This window comes from Geobacillus sp. Y412MC52, from assembly GCF_000174795.2.
Taxonomy (GTDB): domain Bacteria; phylum Bacillota; class Bacilli; order Bacillales; family Anoxybacillaceae; genus Geobacillus; species Geobacillus thermoleovorans.
Genome location: NC_014915.1, coordinates 3,080,583 through 3,096,782, shown reverse-complemented (window position 1 = coordinate 3,096,782; position 16,200 = coordinate 3,080,583). Strand labels below are relative to the sequence as shown.

Annotated in this window: 19 protein-coding genes; 13 read left to right on the top strand and 6 right to left on the bottom strand. The window is 52.4% G+C overall.

The features are described from left to right. Positions 1–78 precede the first annotated feature (78 nt). Both GYMC52_RS15315 and GYMC52_RS15310 read left to right on the top strand, forming a co-directional pair. Positions 79–444, top strand: coding sequence for a HesB/IscA family protein (locus GYMC52_RS15315; RefSeq protein ID WP_013524528.1), 366 nt, complete (start codon positions 79–81; stop codon positions 442–444). A 225-nt stretch (positions 445–669) separates the two neighbouring features. Continuing rightward, a complete protein-coding gene (locus GYMC52_RS15310) occupies positions 670–972 on the top strand; it encodes a LapA family protein (RefSeq protein ID WP_013524527.1) in 303 nt (100 codons plus the stop codon). 162 nt (positions 973–1,134) lie between these two features. Here GYMC52_RS15310 and GYMC52_RS15305 read toward each other — a convergent pair whose 3' ends face one another. After that, positions 1,135–2,133 (bottom strand): NAD(P)/FAD-dependent oxidoreductase, encoded by a 999-nt coding sequence (locus GYMC52_RS15305; RefSeq protein WP_173346443.1) that lies wholly within the window; start codon positions 2,131–2,133, stop codon positions 1,135–1,137. A 277-nt stretch (positions 2,134–2,410) separates the two neighbouring features. Between GYMC52_RS15305 and GYMC52_RS15300 the strand changes: the two genes are divergently transcribed. The 5 genes from GYMC52_RS15300 to GYMC52_RS15285 all read left to right on the top strand — a co-directional run bounded on the left by GYMC52_RS15300 (position 2,411) and on the right by GYMC52_RS15285 (position 5,971). Continuing rightward, positions 2,411–3,634, top strand: coding sequence for an NAD(P)/FAD-dependent oxidoreductase (locus tag GYMC52_RS15300; RefSeq protein WP_013524525.1), 1,224 nt, complete (start codon positions 2,411–2,413; stop codon positions 3,632–3,634). A gap of 119 nt (positions 3,635–3,753) precedes the next feature. Next, the gene (locus GYMC52_RS15295; RefSeq protein ID WP_041469484.1) at positions 3,754–4,269 is read left to right on the top strand and encodes an NUDIX domain-containing protein; all 516 of its coding nucleotides are present in this window, start codon (positions 3,754–3,756) and stop codon (positions 4,267–4,269) included. Positions 4,270–4,381: 112 nt separating this feature from the next. Further along, the gene (locus tag GYMC52_RS19630) at positions 4,382–4,519 is read left to right on the top strand and encodes a YuiA family protein (RefSeq protein ID WP_013524523.1); all 138 of its coding nucleotides are present in this window, start codon (positions 4,382–4,384) and stop codon (positions 4,517–4,519) included. Positions 4,520–4,645: 126 nt separating this feature from the next. Further along, positions 4,646–4,969, top strand: a complete 324-nt coding sequence (locus GYMC52_RS15290) for a YuiB family protein (protein ID WP_013144344.1) — start codon at positions 4,646–4,648, stop codon at positions 4,967–4,969. A gap of 363 nt (positions 4,970–5,332) precedes the next feature. Further along, positions 5,333–5,971 (top strand): 3D domain-containing protein, encoded by a 639-nt coding sequence (locus GYMC52_RS15285; protein WP_013524522.1) that lies wholly within the window; start codon positions 5,333–5,335, stop codon positions 5,969–5,971. A gap of 17 nt (positions 5,972–5,988) precedes the next feature. Here GYMC52_RS15285 and GYMC52_RS15280 read toward each other — a convergent pair whose 3' ends face one another. Next, the gene (locus GYMC52_RS15280) at positions 5,989–6,798 is read right to left on the bottom strand and encodes a cobalamin-binding protein (protein ID WP_013524521.1); all 810 of its coding nucleotides are present in this window, start codon (positions 6,796–6,798) and stop codon (positions 5,989–5,991) included. 183 nt (positions 6,799–6,981) lie between these two features. Between GYMC52_RS15280 and GYMC52_RS15275 the strand changes: the two genes are divergently transcribed. The 3 genes from GYMC52_RS15275 to GYMC52_RS15265 all read left to right on the top strand — a co-directional run bounded on the left by GYMC52_RS15275 (position 6,982) and on the right by GYMC52_RS15265 (position 10,364). After that, positions 6,982–8,472 (top strand): leucyl aminopeptidase, encoded by a 1,491-nt coding sequence (locus GYMC52_RS15275; RefSeq protein ID WP_041469482.1) that lies wholly within the window; start codon positions 6,982–6,984, stop codon positions 8,470–8,472. A gap of 254 nt (positions 8,473–8,726) precedes the next feature. Beyond that, entirely contained in the window at positions 8,727–9,347 is a 621-nt protein-coding gene (locus GYMC52_RS15270; protein ID WP_011232416.1) for a DUF47 domain-containing protein, read from the top strand. Positions 9,348–9,365: 18 nt separating this feature from the next. Further along, positions 9,366–10,364: an inorganic phosphate transporter gene (locus GYMC52_RS15265; RefSeq protein ID WP_013524519.1), complete on the top strand. Its 999-nt coding sequence runs from the start codon at positions 9,366–9,368 to the stop codon at positions 10,362–10,364. 90 nt (positions 10,365–10,454) lie between these two features. Here GYMC52_RS15265 and GYMC52_RS15260 read toward each other — a convergent pair whose 3' ends face one another. Then, entirely contained in the window at positions 10,455–11,060 is a 606-nt protein-coding gene (locus GYMC52_RS15260; RefSeq protein WP_013524518.1) for a biotin transporter BioY, read from the bottom strand. Positions 11,061–11,235: 175 nt separating this feature from the next. Here GYMC52_RS15260 and GYMC52_RS19830 point away from each other — a divergent pair, with 175 nt between their 5' ends. Next, positions 11,236–11,394, top strand: coding sequence for a hypothetical protein (locus tag GYMC52_RS19830; protein WP_013524517.1), 159 nt, complete (start codon positions 11,236–11,238; stop codon positions 11,392–11,394). Between the two features lie 1,039 nt (positions 11,395–12,433). Further along, entirely contained in the window at positions 12,434–12,592 is a 159-nt protein-coding gene (locus tag GYMC52_RS19675) for a hypothetical protein (RefSeq protein WP_162467751.1), read from the top strand. 318 nt (positions 12,593–12,910) lie between these two features. Here the strand turns inward: GYMC52_RS19675 and GYMC52_RS15255 are convergent, their stop codons facing one another. The 3 genes from GYMC52_RS15255 to GYMC52_RS15245 all read right to left on the bottom strand — a co-directional run bounded on the left by GYMC52_RS15255 (position 12,911) and on the right by GYMC52_RS15245 (position 15,163). Next, a complete protein-coding gene (locus GYMC52_RS15255; RefSeq protein WP_013524515.1) occupies positions 12,911–13,261 on the bottom strand; it encodes a hypothetical protein in 351 nt (116 codons plus the stop codon). Positions 13,262–13,381: 120 nt separating this feature from the next. Further along, a complete protein-coding gene (locus tag GYMC52_RS15250) occupies positions 13,382–14,704 on the bottom strand; it encodes an ArsB/NhaD family transporter (protein ID WP_013524514.1) in 1,323 nt (440 codons plus the stop codon). A gap of 21 nt (positions 14,705–14,725) precedes the next feature. Next, positions 14,726–15,163 carry a hypothetical protein gene (locus GYMC52_RS15245; RefSeq protein WP_013524513.1) on the bottom strand — a complete coding sequence of 146 codons (438 nt, stop codon included), beginning with the start codon at positions 15,161–15,163 and terminating at the stop codon, positions 14,726–14,728. A gap of 371 nt (positions 15,164–15,534) precedes the next feature. On the opposite strand from GYMC52_RS15245, the gene kapD reads away from it, so the two are divergent. After that, positions 15,535–16,155: a 3'-5' exonuclease KapD gene (gene kapD, locus GYMC52_RS15240; protein ID WP_013524512.1), complete on the top strand. Its 621-nt coding sequence runs from the start codon at positions 15,535–15,537 to the stop codon at positions 16,153–16,155. Positions 16,156–16,200: the final 45 nt, after the last annotated feature.

Below are 16,200 nucleotides of genomic sequence, written 5' to 3'. Positions count from 1 at the left end.
TCGGGTGAAAGCGGGCGAATCGGTCGAAAAACGGCCAAGCTGTTTGGCCAGTGCCAACCGTTAAAGGAGGGATCATGGATGGCAGAGGCAGTTATTATGCTGACAGAAGCGGCAGCGTTTCAAATCAAAGATATGATGAAAGAGCAGGAAGAAGAGGGCGCGTACTTGCGCGTCGGCGTCCATGGCGGCGGCTGCAGCGGGTTGTCGTACGGCATGGGCTTTGACCATGAGCGGCGTGATGATGACATCGAATTTGAGCAGCACGGCATCAAAATTTTGGTGGACCGCGACAGCGCGCCGATTTTGCGCGGAACGGTCATCGACTATAAACAGTCGCTGCTTGGCGGCGGGTTTACGATCAACAATCCGAACGCCATTGCGACATGCGGCTGCGGCTCCTCGTTCCGCACAGCGACCAATGCCGGCACGCCGGAGCAATGCTAAGCGGACGGACAGGTTGACCTCCATCCGCCCGGCAGAGGCAAACGGCCTGCCTTGCCGTGATCGTCGGGCTCTTGAGAAGGCCGGTTTTCGCCACACGGCCGGTTGAAAACGCGGGCGTGTACCGATTGGCGAAATGTTGGAAGGGTGGTCTTTCCCTCACGAAATTGGGGAAAACGGCCGCGCTCCAACATCGGCCTTTTCGGGAGCGCCAAAGGAGGAGAAACGATGAAAGGACAAATCAATGTCATCTTGGCGCTTGTCTTGGCGCTCATTGTTGCGCTGCTGGCGGTGGCGAATGTCGAGCAGGTGACGATCCATTATTTAGTCGGCGAAACCCGCTTGCCGCTCATTATCGTCATTTTAGGTTCGGCCGTCCTTGGCGGCCTTGTCGTCGGCATGCTCGGATGGGTGCGTTTGTTCAGCCTGCGCCGGCAGGTGAAGCTGCTCGAGAGAGAGCGGGAGGAATGGACGAAAAACAAGGCTGGGAATAATGATGGCGAGTCGGTTTCGCTGGAGCGAGAGGGATGAGGCACGAGCATGGCGCCCCCAACAAAGAGGGGGCGCCTTTTGCTTGAAAAACGGGTGTGGACGGGGCGGGCTATACGAATGGCTCCAATCAGTCGGGATGCGGCGTTAAGGCGAAATGCCGAGCGCCCCTTCGCTTCCGCTTGTTTTCCCGACGGAGCGCCATTAAAACAGCGATGTCGAGTGCGCCGGCTGCATCCGCGCCGTCGGGTCGATGTACGTTTTGGCGCTGCTGATGGCGATCGGCGCTTCGCCAAAGCCGCAGGCGATCAGCTTGATTTTTCCGTCGTACGTGCAAATGTCGCCCGCCGCATACACGCCGGGGATGTTCGTTTCCATCCGCGAGTTGACTTTGATCGCATTTTTTTCGATGTCAAGCCCCCAGTTTTTGATGGGGCCAAGCGAAGAAATAAAGCCGTAGTTGACAATGACGGCGTCGACATCGATCGTTTCTTTCGTTCCTTCTTTCACATGCTCGAGGATGACTTGGCGGATGGCGTGTTCATCGCCGACGAGTTCAACGGGCACAAACGGCGTTTTCACTTGCACGCTGGACTTCTTGAGCTGCTCGACGCTATGTTCATGGGCGCGGAATTTGTCGCGGCGATGCACAATCGTGACGCTCGCGGCGATCGGTTCGAGCATGAGCGACCAGTCAACAGCCGAGTCGCCGCCGCCGCAGACGAGCACGCGCTTTCCGGAAAACTGCCCCAAGTCGTTGATAAAGTAATGCAAGTTTTTTCCTTCATAGCGGGAAGCGTTTTCGATTTCGAGCCGACGCGGCTGAAAGGCGCCGTTTCCGGCGGTGATGATGACCGTTTTCGAATAATGGATTTGTTGATTGGTGACGAGTTTAAACGTTCCGTCCTCCTGCTTTTCGAGCGTGTCGACCGACTCGTTTAGGCAGACGGTCGGCGAAAATAGGTCCATCTGCTCTTTCAGCTGGTTGACAAGCTCTTGGGCGCGCACTTTCGGAAATCCGGCGACATCATATATGTATTTTTCCGGATATAACGCGGCCAGCTGCCCTCCAAGCTGCGGAAGGCTTTCGATAATTTTGACTTTCATTTGCCGCAAGCCGCCGTAAAACGCGGCAAACATCCCGGTCGGCCCGCCGCCGATAATGGTGACATCGTAGACGTTGCGATCTTCTTTCACCGACATCCCTCCCTGCGCGAAAGTCATGGCATTACAAGTTTATCTTACCATAAATGGGCGTGGTTATAACGAACCTTTTTGTTGGACGAACAGAAAAAAAAACTTGAAAAGGGAAAGAAAAAGGACTAATATGTTTTGTGGAGAGATTGTTAATTTTTTGTGACAGTCCCTCGACATTTTTTTGGCGGTTAACGTGAATTATTTCACAAACTTCGCTCAATAAAAACGGGGACCGCAGCAAAAGCTATAACAAATGAATGAGAAAAAATGAAAAAGGGTGGAAGTGATTCAGGTGAGAAAACCAAACGTTGTCATTTTAGGCGCTGGCTATGGCGGGTTGATGACGACCGTTCGCCTGCAAAAGCTCATCGGCGTGAACGAAGCGAACATTACGCTCGTAAACAAGCACGATTACCATTATGAGACGACATGGCTTCATGAGGCGTCGGCCGGGACGCTGCATCATGACCGCGTCCGCTATCCGATCAGCGATGTCATCGACCGGAACAAAGTGAAATTCATCCAAGATACGGTGACGAAAATCATTCCAAACGAAAAGAAAGTGCTGCTTGAAAACGGCGAGCTGACGTACGATTATCTCGTCATTGCCCTTGGGTTTGAATCAGAAACGTTCGGCATCAAAGGGTTGAAGGAATACGCATTTTCGATCGCCAATGTCGACGCCGCGCGGCAAATCCGCGAACATATCGAATACCAGTTTGCGACGTACAACGCGGAAGAGGAAAAGAAAGAGGAGCGATTGACGATCGTCGTCGGCGGGGCGGGATTTACCGGCATTGAATTTTTAGGCGAGCTCGCCAACCGGATGCCGGAGCTGTGCCGCGAGTATGACATCGACCCGCACAAAGTGCGCATCATTTGCGTGGAGGCGGCGCCCACGGCGCTGCCGGGCTTCGATCCGGAGCTCGTCGAGTACGCGGTCAGCCAGCTTGAGCGCAAAGGAGTCGAGTTTCGAATCGGCACGGCGATTAAGGAATGCACGCCGGATGGCATCATTGTCGCCAAAGGTGATGATGTCGAGGAAATTAAAGCCGGCACAGTCATTTGGGCGGCCGGCGTGCGCGGCAGCCGCGTCATCGAGGAATCTGGATTTGAAGCGGCGCGGGCGCGCATTAAAGTGGACCCGTACTTGCGTGTCCCGGGGCATGAAGACATTTTCGTCGTCGGCGACTGTTCGCTCGTGATTGATGAAGAAACGAACCGCCCGTATCCGCCGACGGCGCAAATCGCCATGCAAGAAGGCCAGCTGTGCGCGAAAAACTTGGCGGTGCTCATCCGTGGACAAGGGGAGCTGGAGCCGTTTAAGCCGGATATTAAAGGGACGGTTTGCTCGCTCGGCCATGATGATGCCATCGGCGTCGTGTTCGGCAAAAAGCTGTGGGGCGCCAAAGCGAGCTTCATGAAAAAAGTGATTGACAACCGCGCCCTGTATTTGATCGGCGGTTCGTCGCTTGTGATGAAAAAAGGCAAATTTAAATTTTTCTAATCGATTCAAAAAGCTCCCGTGATGGCGGGAGCTTTTTGTATGGCAACGAAACAGGGATCCGCCGCTCGATTGTCGAAATACAAACAGTGCATAACGATAGGGAGAAAAGGATGAGGACGATGGACAACAAACGAGGAAACGTTTGGATTGCGGCGGCCGGACTGGTCATAAACGAGAATGGGGAATGGCTCGTTGTCAAGAAAAAATACAGCGGGCTAAAAGGCAAATGGTCGCTGCCGGCGGGGTTCGTCCAGCCGGGGGAAATGCTCGATGAGGCGGCGGTTCGGGAAGTGAAGGAAGAAACGGGGATCGACGCCGAACCGGTCGCGCTTCTTGGCTTGCGCACCGGCGTCATCGCTGGGGAGATCAGCGACAATATGGCGATTTTTCTGTTGCGCCCGCTCTCGCGCGACATCGTCGTGCAGACGGATGAGCTGTATGCCGCCGCGTTTTTAAGCAAAACGGCGCTTCAGAATGATCCGAACACATCAGGCTTGCTTCGCTATTTGTTGGCGCTCGAGCCGCTTGATTCCCTTTCGCTGCATGACGGACTCAATCCCGGCGATCCGTTCGGCTACACGAAATACCGCCTTTACTTCGAATCATCGAAATTGAAAGAATCGTCAAGAAAATAAAAGCGATCGAAAGATGTATCCGCTTACACAAACGAAAATGGGGGAGAATCGCCGTTTGTTTTTACAGAAAATTTTGATATATTAACAAAAAAAGAAACGGAGGGGAACATCGATGACAAAAACATGGACCATAAACGACTGCCCGTACTGCGAGGGGCATGGATACGTTCAGCTGCTTTTGGGCGGATCGGAAACGTGCTACAGTTGCCAAGGAACGGGAAGCGATCACGAAGAGGATGACGACCATTGACGTTCGTCTGAGGACATGAAACATCGTTTGGAAACAATCAGGCGATCATGAAGAAGAGAACGAACATTGACGGTCATCCGCCCGATCCAGTACACTGAAAACGGGTGTACGGGAGGTGAAGGGCGGATGCAAATGAGTTTGCCAGTCGTATTGATTTCGATGGTATTGTTTTTCGTTTTGTTTTTTGGCATTGGTTTTTTGTTGAACATGATTTTGCGCATGACGTGGATTTTGGCGGTCTGCTTTCCGTTGATTGCGGTTTTCATTATTGATGATGTGCCGTTGACGCGCTATTTCACCGCGCCGTCCGAGGCGTTCGCCGCGCTCGGCCGGAAAATCGCTTCGCTGGCGGCGGCGGATCTGTTGATTTTGTCAAGCGGCTTTGCCGGCGCTCTTTGCGCCGGATGGGCGATCCGCACGCTGCGGGCGAAAGGGTATCAAATGTTTTAAAGCGTCTCTGCCCTGCAGAGGCGTTTTTTTTTTGGCTTTTCGTCGGAAGCGGCGCTTGATTTTTTCAGAACATGCCCTCTTGCAGGGAAAATTGAGCAATGGCTTGCGCATCCTTGCTCCGGAAACGATATCGCTTGTCCAGTATATGTTGCGGTGAGGACTCTTTTTGGCGGACAGGCTGATGATGGCGTTTGTGCGGAGCGGATGTGTCGGGCCATAGGCGCAACCGTTGCCGAGGATGCTTGCGCCAAAGCCGTTCATCGACGTGGTGAAGCTGGCGGCTTATTCGTTTTTTGCCGTCTTCGCAATGAATATTTCGATTTTGAATGGAGATAAATAGAGGTGTGAGAGGAGTTGAGAGCATTGAATGGGTTTAGGCAGTTCGTGCGCCGAACCGCGATGACGCTGCTGTTTTTGGCGGCGCTCTTGGCGACATTCGAGTCCGTTTCCGGGGTTGACGCGAAGACGGTTCTCCATCCCTTTCCGAGCGCTTTATCGATGGATCATCAGCCCATTTGGGGAATGAAAGAGCTCGCGAAAAACGGGGGCCGCTCCGTTTTGCGGCTTGAGGATCATTTTGACTGGTCAAAATATCCATCCGTTGAAGTGGTCGCCACCGGCTATACAGCCGGCATTGAATCGACCGGGAAAACGCCCGATCACCCTGAGTATGGCATCACCTACTCCGGCGTCCGCGTCAAGCGCGACCTTTATTCGACGATTGCTGCCGATTTATCGATCTTTCCGATCGGCACGATTTTGTTCATCCCTGGATACGGATTCGGCGTCGTCGCCGACAAAGGCGGGGCGATCAAAGGCCATCGTCTTGATTTATATTACGAAACCGTGGAAGATGTCTATAAATATTGGGGAAAAAGGAAAGTGCAAGTTTACATTATCCAAAAAGGGGACGGCACGCTGTCGGAAGAGGAGTTGAAGCGGCTGAACGAAGATGAAACGATGCAAGTGTTCCGGCAGCAATATTTGGAATCGAAAAGTTAAAGGAGGGCTCCCGCCCGTCAGCCGCCAAGGAGCGGATCGCTGTCGTCAGCGGGAGGAAACAGCGCCGGATGCAAAAGCGGCGCCAATTTTTTTAATCCAACCAAGAGGCGCGGAGACGGGCGGCAATAGAGCGATTCTTCTAAAATGTGGATGTTCCCGGTGCGGACCGCCTCGGCCTGTTGGGCATTCGGGCGCGCCGTGACGGCTTTCGGGCTCATTTTTTTTGTCTGCACGCCGACCCAAACGAGCAAGATGTGCGACGGATTGCGGGCGAGAACGTCGTCCCATTCCGTTTGAACGCTCGCTTGCGGGATGTCGGAGAAAATGTTGCGCCCGCCGGCGAGCTCACTTAGTTCGCTCAGCCAGTTGGCGCCGCCCGGGGTGAACACGGGGCGCGGCCACCATTCCCAATAGAGGCGGGCCGGTTCAGCCGATGCGGCCCGCTCGCGATGCCAATCAAGCACGTCATGATAGCGGCGGACGAGTTCGGCCGCTTTTTTCGTTTCGCCAAGCGCCTCGCCAAGCCGAAGAAGGTCGTTGGCAATGTCATCGAGCGAATTCGGCGCCAGCACGAGATGCGGGAGCCCGCGCCGTTTGAGCTCCTTGACGTTGCGCTCCATGCCGGGCACGCTTAGGGATGCGACGACGAGATCCGGTTTGAGCGCCTCGACTTGATCCATATCAATGTGCAGATCCGGCCCGACTTTCGGCAGCTGCTTCACTTCCGGCGGCCAGTCGGACGAATCGTCGACGGCGGCGACATCGTCAAGGCGGCCGAGATAGGCGAGCAGTTCGGTGTTGCTTGGACAAAGGGAAACGATTCTCATCAGCGTCGGTCCTTTCTAAATCATCGTGATGATTACGGATTCGCCTTGCCTCGCGTGATTTCCTGTCCGTTTCGGCTGATTTTTTTGCGTGAACGCAAGGAGAGAAAGTTAGATAGTCGAAAGAATCGCTTTGCTTCGCTATAATGGAGGTGGGAATGAATCAACATGGAAAGGGATGAGACGATGTTTACGGTAAAACCTTTGCCGTCGGCAGAGGAACGGGATGAAGCGCTTGTCATCGGTTTGTTTGAAGGGGCGAATTCATGGAGCGGCCTTGCCGGCGAATACGATGCCCGTCTTGGCGGACGGCTGTCGGAACTGCAGAAAGAAGGCGATATTTCCGCGAAGCGGGGGCGCATCGCCACCGTTCATCCATTTTTGCCGATGGGGGCGAAGCGGCTGTATTTCGTCGGTCTCGGCAAAAAAGAAGAGTTGACGTTTGAGCGGCTGCGCGAGGTGTTCGGCAAGCTGTTTCGCGCGTTGAAGCAGGCGAAGCGGACGAAAGCGGCGGTCGCGCTGGACACGTTTACGACCGAGGCCGTCGATGAAAACGAAGCGGCGCACGCCTTGGCGGAAGCCTATCATTTGGCGACGTATGAATTCCCTGGGTATAAGCAGAAAAAGTCAGAACCGGACTACCAGCTCGAATCGCTCATCGTCTACACGGCGGCCGAAGCGGCGGAAATTGAAGCGAGCTTGTTTGTCGGCTCGGTATACGGGAAGGCGACGAATTCGGCGCGCACGCTTGTCAATACGCCGGGGAATTTGCTGACGGCGTCGGATTTGGCTGATTATGCCGTGAAGCTCGCGAACCGGTACGATTTTGATTATGAAGTTTTGGAGAAAGAAGACATGGAGCGGCTCGGCATGGGAGCGCTTTTGGCCGTCAATCAAGGCTCGAAACAGCCGCCCAAACTGATCGTCTTAAAATACCAAGGAAAAGACGAGTGGGAAGACGTGATCGCCCTGGTCGGCAAAGGGGTGACGTTCGATACGGGCGGCTATTGTTTGAAGCCGCGCGACAGCATGGTCGACATGAAAACCGATATGGCCGGCGCGGCGGTGCTCGGGGCGATGGAAGCGATCGGCGAACTGCGGCCGGAACAAAACGTGCTCGCCGTCATTCCGGCGACCGACAATATGATCAGCAGCGGGGCGTTCAAGCCGGATGATGTCATTACCTCCTTGTCGGGAAAAACGATTGAAGTGAAAAACACGGATGCGGAAGGACGGCTCATTTTGGCCGATGCGGTAACCTATGCGAAACAGCACGGCGCCAGCTATATCATCGATGTCGCCACGTTGACGGGCGGGGTGATCGTCGCGTTGGGCACGGACAAAACGGGCGCGATGACGAACAATGAAGCGCTGTTTGAGCAATTGCTTGAAGCGTCGATGGAAACCGGAGAGTTCATTTGGCGGCTGCCGATTACGGAACACGACCGCGAGCGGGTGCGAAGCAGCAAAATCGCCGACTTGAACAATTCTCCGGGGCGGGAAGGGCACGCCATTATGGGCGGGGCATTCATCGGCGAATTTGTGGAAGATACGCCGTGGGTGCATTTGGATATCGCCGGAACGGCCGCCACAAAGAAAGACGGCGACCTCGGTCCGGCTGGGGCGACAGGCGTGATGGTGCGCACGCTCACCGCGTTTGTCGAACGGTTTGAATAAGCAAGACGCAAGCGGTTGCCGCGATCCGGATAGAAGGGGCGGCCGCGCGGTGTCGAACGAGAGAGCCGAAGCCAATGTGCATAGCTTCGGCTTTTGTTTGGCACGCTACATAATACAAGGGCAGGAAAAACGAACAAAATGTAAAGGTAATGTAAATTTCGTGTAAAGTTTTTGGGCGTCTTATTGTAAATGCTGTGTAAATTGCTACAATAAGTAGCGGTGATTTTCGATTCTTGAGATGGAGGGTGGCCTCAATGATCTTTTCCCCAAAAAAGGACGTTTTCTTCGACATGTTGTTTACGATTTCGGAAAATGTGAAAGAAGCGGCGCAATATTTTGTCGAGTATAAAATTCAAAGCGTAAGCGACTTGAAAGAATTTGCCCGCGTCATGAAAGAGTACGAACGAAAGGGCGATTCATTCATCCATGAACTGGTCGTCCAATTGAACAAAACGTTCATTACGCCGATCGAGCGGGAAGACATCCACCAGTTGGCAATGAAAATGGATGATGTGCTTGACGGGTTTGAGCAATGTTCGGCGCGGTTTGAAATGTTTTCGTTCACGGACATCGATGAACATATGGTGAAGTTTTTTGACTATATTTATCAAAGCACGATCGAAATTGTTCACGCCCTCGAACTGCTTGCGAACAAAAAATTGCTTGATATGCGCCAACATGCCATTAAAATCAAGGACTATGAAACGAAGTGCGACGAAATTTTGCGCGCCTCGATCAAAAACTTGTTTGTGACGCAAAAAGACCCGATTAAAATCATTCAATACAAAGAGCTTTACGAAATGTTGGAAGAGATTGCCGACAGTTGTGAAGATGTCGCCAATACGTTAGAGACGATTATCATGCGCAACGCATAAAAAGGGGACGCTGTGTTTATGGATACGATCCTGATTTTAACGATCTGCATCGTCATTTTCGCATTGGCGTTTGACTTTATCAACGGCTTCCACGATACGGCCAACGCCATTGCCACGTCGGTGTCGACAAGGGCGCTCACGCCGCGTCAAGCCATTATTTTGGCTGCGACGATGAACTTTATCGGCGCGCTCACCTTTACCGGCGTCGCGAAAACGATTACGAAAGACATTGTCGATCCATTCACCCTTGAGAACGGTTCTCTCGTCATTTTGGCAGCGCTGGTTGCTGCCATTGCCTGGAACTTAATTACGTGGTATTATGGCATTCCGAGCAGCTCGTCGCATGCACTCATCGGTTCGGTCGCTGGGGCAGCCATTTCCGCCGCTGGCTGGGATGTAATCCACTACCAAGGTTTTCTTAAAATTTTGGAATCATTGATTATTTCTCCATTTTTGGCGATGGGTGTTGGGTTTGTCATTATGAGTTTGTTTCGTTTCTTATTTAAAGACGCCAATTTAACAAGAACAACCAAAGGGTTTCGTCTATTTCAAGTTGTAACGGCTGCATTGCAGGCGTATACGCATGGAACGAATGACGCCCAAAAAACGATGGGCATCATTACGATGGCGCTGATCGCTGCCGAAATGCACCACTCAGATGTCGTGCCGGAATGGGTGCGCATTTCTGCCGCCTTAGCCATGGGATTGGGGACGGCTGTCGGCGGATGGAAGATCATCAAAACGGTCGGTGGAAAAATTATGAAAATCCGCCCTGTCAATGGGGCGGCAGCGGACTTATCCTCGGCGCTCGTCATTTTTTCCGCCACGTTGTTGCATTTGCCAGTCAGTACGACGCACGTCATTTCCTCGGCCATCATGGGGGTCGGCGCCGCCCAACGGGTGAAAGGCGTCAAATGGGGCGTCGCCCGCCGCATTGTCATGACGTGGATCATCACGTTGCCAATCTCCGCGCTCATTGCCGGATTTGTGTACCAAATTCTCCGGTTGTTTTTCTAACTTGAAAAAAGGGTGTCCCGATTTGTTGGGACACCCTTTTCTTATGGTTGTTAAGGGAAATTTCCCTTTTGAGTCAGGCTCTTTTCAGATTTAGGCCGCCGAACGGCCCGCGGCGGAAGAGCGTCCGATCGCCCGGCAAATCCTTGGGGCGATCAAGCCGGCTGCGATCGACAACAAAATGTCTTTCGGCAGCGGGGCAAGCATCCAGCCCCACACCATGCCGTACGAAAGTCCTTCGGGCGCGTCTGCCCATAGTTTGTACGCCATGTACATCCAGTTCGTGCCGATGACATAGTTGATGACCATGCCGACCAAGGCGGCGGTGATGAAACGGGCCTTGGACGCCGGCTGCGGGCCGCGGTTGATGATCCATCCGGTCGCATAAGCGGCAACGATAAAGGAAAGAATGAAGCCAAATGTCGGTTGGAAAATCATCGACAGTCCGCCGTTGAATTTGGCAAACACCGGCACGCCGGCGAGGCCGACGAGCATATACACAATCATGGCCACCGCACCGAGCCGCCGCCCTAACACCGCGCCGGCAAGGACGCAGAAAAACGTTTGCAGCGTAATGGGAACACCGCCGACGACAAGAAACGGCGCCCACGACGTAATGTTCGCCCCGATCGCCATCAAGGCGACGAACATGGCGGCGAGCGTCATGTCAATCGGTCGAAGGGAACTCCGTCCTTCCATATGTAAACCTCCCATTTTTTATTCGTTAACAAAATCGTACCGAACAACCGCTAGGCTGTCAATCCTCTTTTTTCGGCGGATGATAAAGCGGCTTGGGGGGGGATGATAAGAAAAACGACTCCTCGAGCGCTTCATGCGGACAACGCGGCGAGGAGCGTGAAAGGAGGTCTTGTCAATGGAGCGGTTCGTGCCGGATGAAGAGTTGAAGCGGGCGAGCAAAATCGGGGCGAACGAAGACATCATCCACACAAGCAAACACGACGACGGCTACGATTTGCGCACCCCGGCGGAAATCGGGGCTCGGCAGCCGACGGATGAAAACGGCAATGCGTAAAAGAAGGGGCGCGGATGGATGGGAAAGAAAAACGTCTTGGACCGCTCCGCGCCTCGAAAAAGCCGGGGGATCGAGCGAAAAAAGATGGCCGCCTCCCAATCGTGTTCCCTTAGAGTGGTCTTGTCGTTCTGATAAAATGCTGGGGGCTCGAATGTGTTACTCATTTTTCAGTGGTTTTTTCGGCATGAAAGGAATAGAAGGAAACGAATTGATTGATTTTTATGAATAAATGCCTATTTTTGATATGGTGATAAAGTTCCTTTTTTTTAATTTCCAGTAAAATTATAATTGTAAATATATAGTTGGTTTACCATAACGTGTGCTTGGTAAGGAACTGAGGTAGCGTCAAAAGTTCTATGAAAAACCCACACAGACCATAAAATAATTAATAATTACCTGGAAGGCCGGTGAAAAACACCCATTTCCCCTGAACCGATGATTCTTGAGTGGCGAGAAGAGGAACATTTATAAGGTTTCTCAACTTGAGAAGTGGCATGATTGAACCGCATTTTCTGTTAAATCACCAGCCTTCTGGAGGATTTACTCTTTTCAGAATAAATAAAGGGTGAACTCAATTTGTTAGAGATCGTTTTGATTGTATTGTTTTTGATCGGTTTGTTCGTTTTCGTGGTTTACTATATAAGTTGCAATAAAGATTTTCCGATTGTTCGATTCTGTTTTCCTTCATAACAAGTCATTTTGATAGAATGCAGCGGGCGCTCTACTGGATGTAAAACAAAGTTTCAACTTATATATGTTCTTTTTGCAACCAAAGATTTAAAAAGAGTGACACAACAAAATGAGGAAATCATGAAATTGCTAAATGACATTAAAAACCATATTCAAACGAAAAAGTAGCGATTATGCAAAAGGTTCAAGTCATCCTGCCTAACCGAAGGCGAATAAAAATGGATGTGGCGGATTCGGCCGACAGAACGACAATCGTCTGTTTGTTCCGTTCTATAAGGAGAATATAGAGAAAGCCTGTATGTTGGATGCATTCTGATGAAGGAGAACCGGTTTCCATGAATCGAAAAAAATGTTTGTCTTGTTTGTTGCCATGCTGATGGTCATGTTCTTTTTCGTCTACATGTTTGAAGAACAAGTGTTGCGCTTTTTAGACTACAAGGCGGTCAAGATGACGATGGTTGATTTCGTTGATCACGATCATTGTCGGGGATCTCATTTATCGACCTAGGTGAGCGGGTGCGCAAAGTGAATGGAAAGGGACGCCGGGCGTTGGTGCCCGGCAAGTTTGTTTAGGGGCCAGACGGCGATGGGACGATCGCTGTCTTTTTTTGGTTCACGAAGGCCGGCGGCGAGAACCGTTTTGGTGTGAAAGGAGCTTCTGGCCCAGCAAGGCGCTAACGACAACACCGCCTCCAGCGCTGTGCATCGTCTGGAAGCGGCGCTGTCGCGCCGGATGCGACCGTCGTGAACAGATGTTGGCAGCCGCCAAAGCAGGGAATGTGAAGAGAGAACGCCGCTTGCTGATCGCGCGTTGCGATGGCGAAGGCTATCCGTGAAATGGAGGAAACACGTTCCAGCGCAAGCCGATGGCAAGCTGGCAGCACGGGAACGAACCGGGCGGCGGCGACAACGTCAGGCGGATGCCGTCGGGGTTAAAATACACCTCGGTTTGCGAGCGGATGCCAAGCGAGCGGATCAGGCGTTTCACTTCTTCCGTTTTTCCTTCTTGGGCGGCCGACATGACCGAGGCCGCGAACGAACGGGACTCGGCCAGTTTTTTCAAAACGGTGGCAGCATCGTTCATCAGCGTCTGCGCCGTAGTGGCGGACTGGGAAAAGAGCGCCGGGTCGATCGGAGGGTACGGGCCGGCCGGCATCCGCGGGAACGGGGTGAACATGGCTGCTTGCGCCTCCTTTCCGAAAATGGAATCCGATATTACGATATGTGCAAACAGCCAAAAAGGAGCGAAGCCAAGCGGCGATTTCGCTCCTTCTTTATGCATTGCGCAGGTGGGACGCTACAAATAACGCAGCCATAAATAGGCATGCGACAGGAGCAAGGCAATAAGCGTGAGCGGCGCGCCGATTTTCAAAAAATCAACGTACGTAAAGCCGTGCCCTTCGCGGGAGGCCATGCCGGCGACAATCACATTCGCCGAGGCGCCGATGAGCGTTCCGTTTCCGCCGAGGCAGGCGCCAAGAGACAAGGCCCACCAAAGCACGTCAATCTGCGGGGCGTCTGGAGACAGTCCCATGCCGACTGCCATATCTTGAATGAGCGGGATCATCGTGGCGACAAACGGGATGTTGTCGATCGTCGCCGAAGCGACGCCGGACAGCCAAAGGATGAAATAGGCGGCTGTGGAAATATCGCCTCCGGTGATCTCAAGCGTTTTTTCGGCCAATGATTTGATCAGGCCGATGTCAACAAGCCCGCCGACCAAGACGAACAGTCCAGCGAAAAAGAAAATCGTGCCCCATTCGATCGAATGGAAGACATCCTCGATTTCGTGCTCCGGCACGGCGATGAGCATGAGTGCGACCGCCCCGGTCATGGCGATGACGGCCGCATCGACGTGAATGGCGGAATGAAGGATGAAGCCAAGAATCGTCAGCCCGAGCACGGCGACCGATTTGCGCATCAGCTTCGCATCTTGAATGTAGTCGGCATCGCGAAGCTCCATCAGCTTTTGAATCAACGTTGGATCGGCTTTCAGCTGCTTGCGGTACACAAACGCGAGCAACGCGACCGTGACGATGGCGATTACGGCGACGATCGGCGTCAAGTTGAACAAAAAGGCGTTGAAGTCGAGATGCTTGTTCGCCGAGCCGATCATAATGTTCGGCGGGTCGCCGATCAATGTCGCTGTGCCGCCGATGTTAGACAACAGCACTTCGGAGATTAAGTACGGCACCGGGTTCACTTGAAGCATGCGCGTAATGGAGAACGTCACCGGCACGACAAGCAGGACGGTGGTCACGTTGTCCAAAAACGCCGACAGCAGTCCGGTCAACAGTGAAAGCATGATTAAAATGCGGACCGGGCGGCCTTTGGCGAGTTTCGCTGCTTTAATGGCCATGTATTGAAAAAAACCGGATTTGCTTGTGATGCCGACTAAAATCATCATGCCGATCAGCAGTGTGATCGTTCCCCATTCAATATGGTGGGAGAACGCTTTCTCCGCATCGACGATGCCGAAGATGACCATCAGCGCCGCTCCGAGCAGGGCGATGACCGCCCGGTGAATTTTTTCCGAGATGATCATAGCGTATGTAATCAAGAAAACAGCAATGGCGAAATAATACTGAACGTTTGACACATGTGCAGCAGCATGATCCATTCGTTCTCACTCCCTTTTCTGCTATGGCGTCAAGTCGCAAAAGCCGCTCCCGCACGCTGGGCATGTCCAGTCGCGGCGTTTGCTCGAGGCTTCACGAACATAAAACGTAAAGGAACAATGCGGACAAAGGATTTCGCGCACCCGATCCATCAACATCCGCCGCCTCGGTTCAGCTGAAGCGTCGGTGTCAATGATTTCGACATGGATGTCATCGCGCGATTCGTCTTCGGCGATCACCCTGCCTTTGGCTTCCTCTTTTGTGCGCCAGCGGCCGCCGAGCAAGTGCTGCTCGAGCTGGCTGTGTGAGGAATGTTCAAGCATTTCTTCAGCCAGTTTCATGTACTGGCGGTCCGTCAGCCCGCTGAACGGAAGGTTCTTCTTCTGTTTTTTCCAATACGCCCGCAGTTGGTCTTCGGTGAAAATCCATGTGACAATCTGATGAATCACGACATTTTTCATTCCATCCACCCTCTTTTTTCTTGATCATATCATAGAAGGCTGGTGATTTAACAGGAAATGCGGCTCAACAATAGCATTTCTTCAATGGATCAACCTTATAAATGCTGCTCTTCTCTTCACTCAAGAACCATCGGTTTAGGGGAAATGATTGTTTTTCGCCGATCTTATAGAGGATGGGGAAGAAAAAACGATTGGCTTGAATGGGAAGCGTCTATCCGCCCTTCTTCTTTTTCGCCAAGGCTTTCGTTGATTCCTACGGCATCCGCCTCTTTTTCGCCATTTTCTGAAAAAAGAAATAAACAATCGCTTCTGCGTGATATAATAATAGTAAGACGGACGGCAGCAGCGTGCCGGAAAGGGGGGAAGCGACGATGGACAGCCCGCAATATTTGTTTCTTGATTTTGAATTTACGATGCCGGAGACGAAAACAAACCCGAACGGGTTTTGCCCGGAAATTATTGAAGTCGGCCTTGTCGCGGTTGTGGACGATCAGATCATCGGCCAATTTTCTTCCTATGTGAAGCCGCTCCGCTTTCCGCAGCTCACGGAACGGTGCAAGTCATTTCTCAACATCACCCAAGAACAAATCGACCGCGGAATGAGTTTTTATGAGTTGGTTTCCTTGCTTCGGCAATATGACCGCGACCGCCCGACGACGGTGATGACGTGGGGGAGCATGGATATGAAAGTGCTCCGGGAAAACTGCCAATCGGCGCGAGTGGAATTCCCGTTTACGGGCGAGCACCGCGATTTAGCCATGGAGTATAAGCGGTTTTTCGGCAACAAAAATCAAACCGCGCTGCGCAAGGCGGTGCAAGAGTACGGCAATGAGGCGGTTGGAAAAGCCCATTGCGCGCTCGATGATGCGTTCACCGCGTATACGATTTTCCGGCTGGTGGAAAACGACAAAAAATATTTGGCGAAGACAAAGCCGCCGACGATTGGAGAACGGATTGATTTGACCCAGCTGCGAAAAAAATTCGCTTTATAGCCTGCTGCGTTGGCGGCGGCTTTTTTATGTTATAATAGAAAGTGG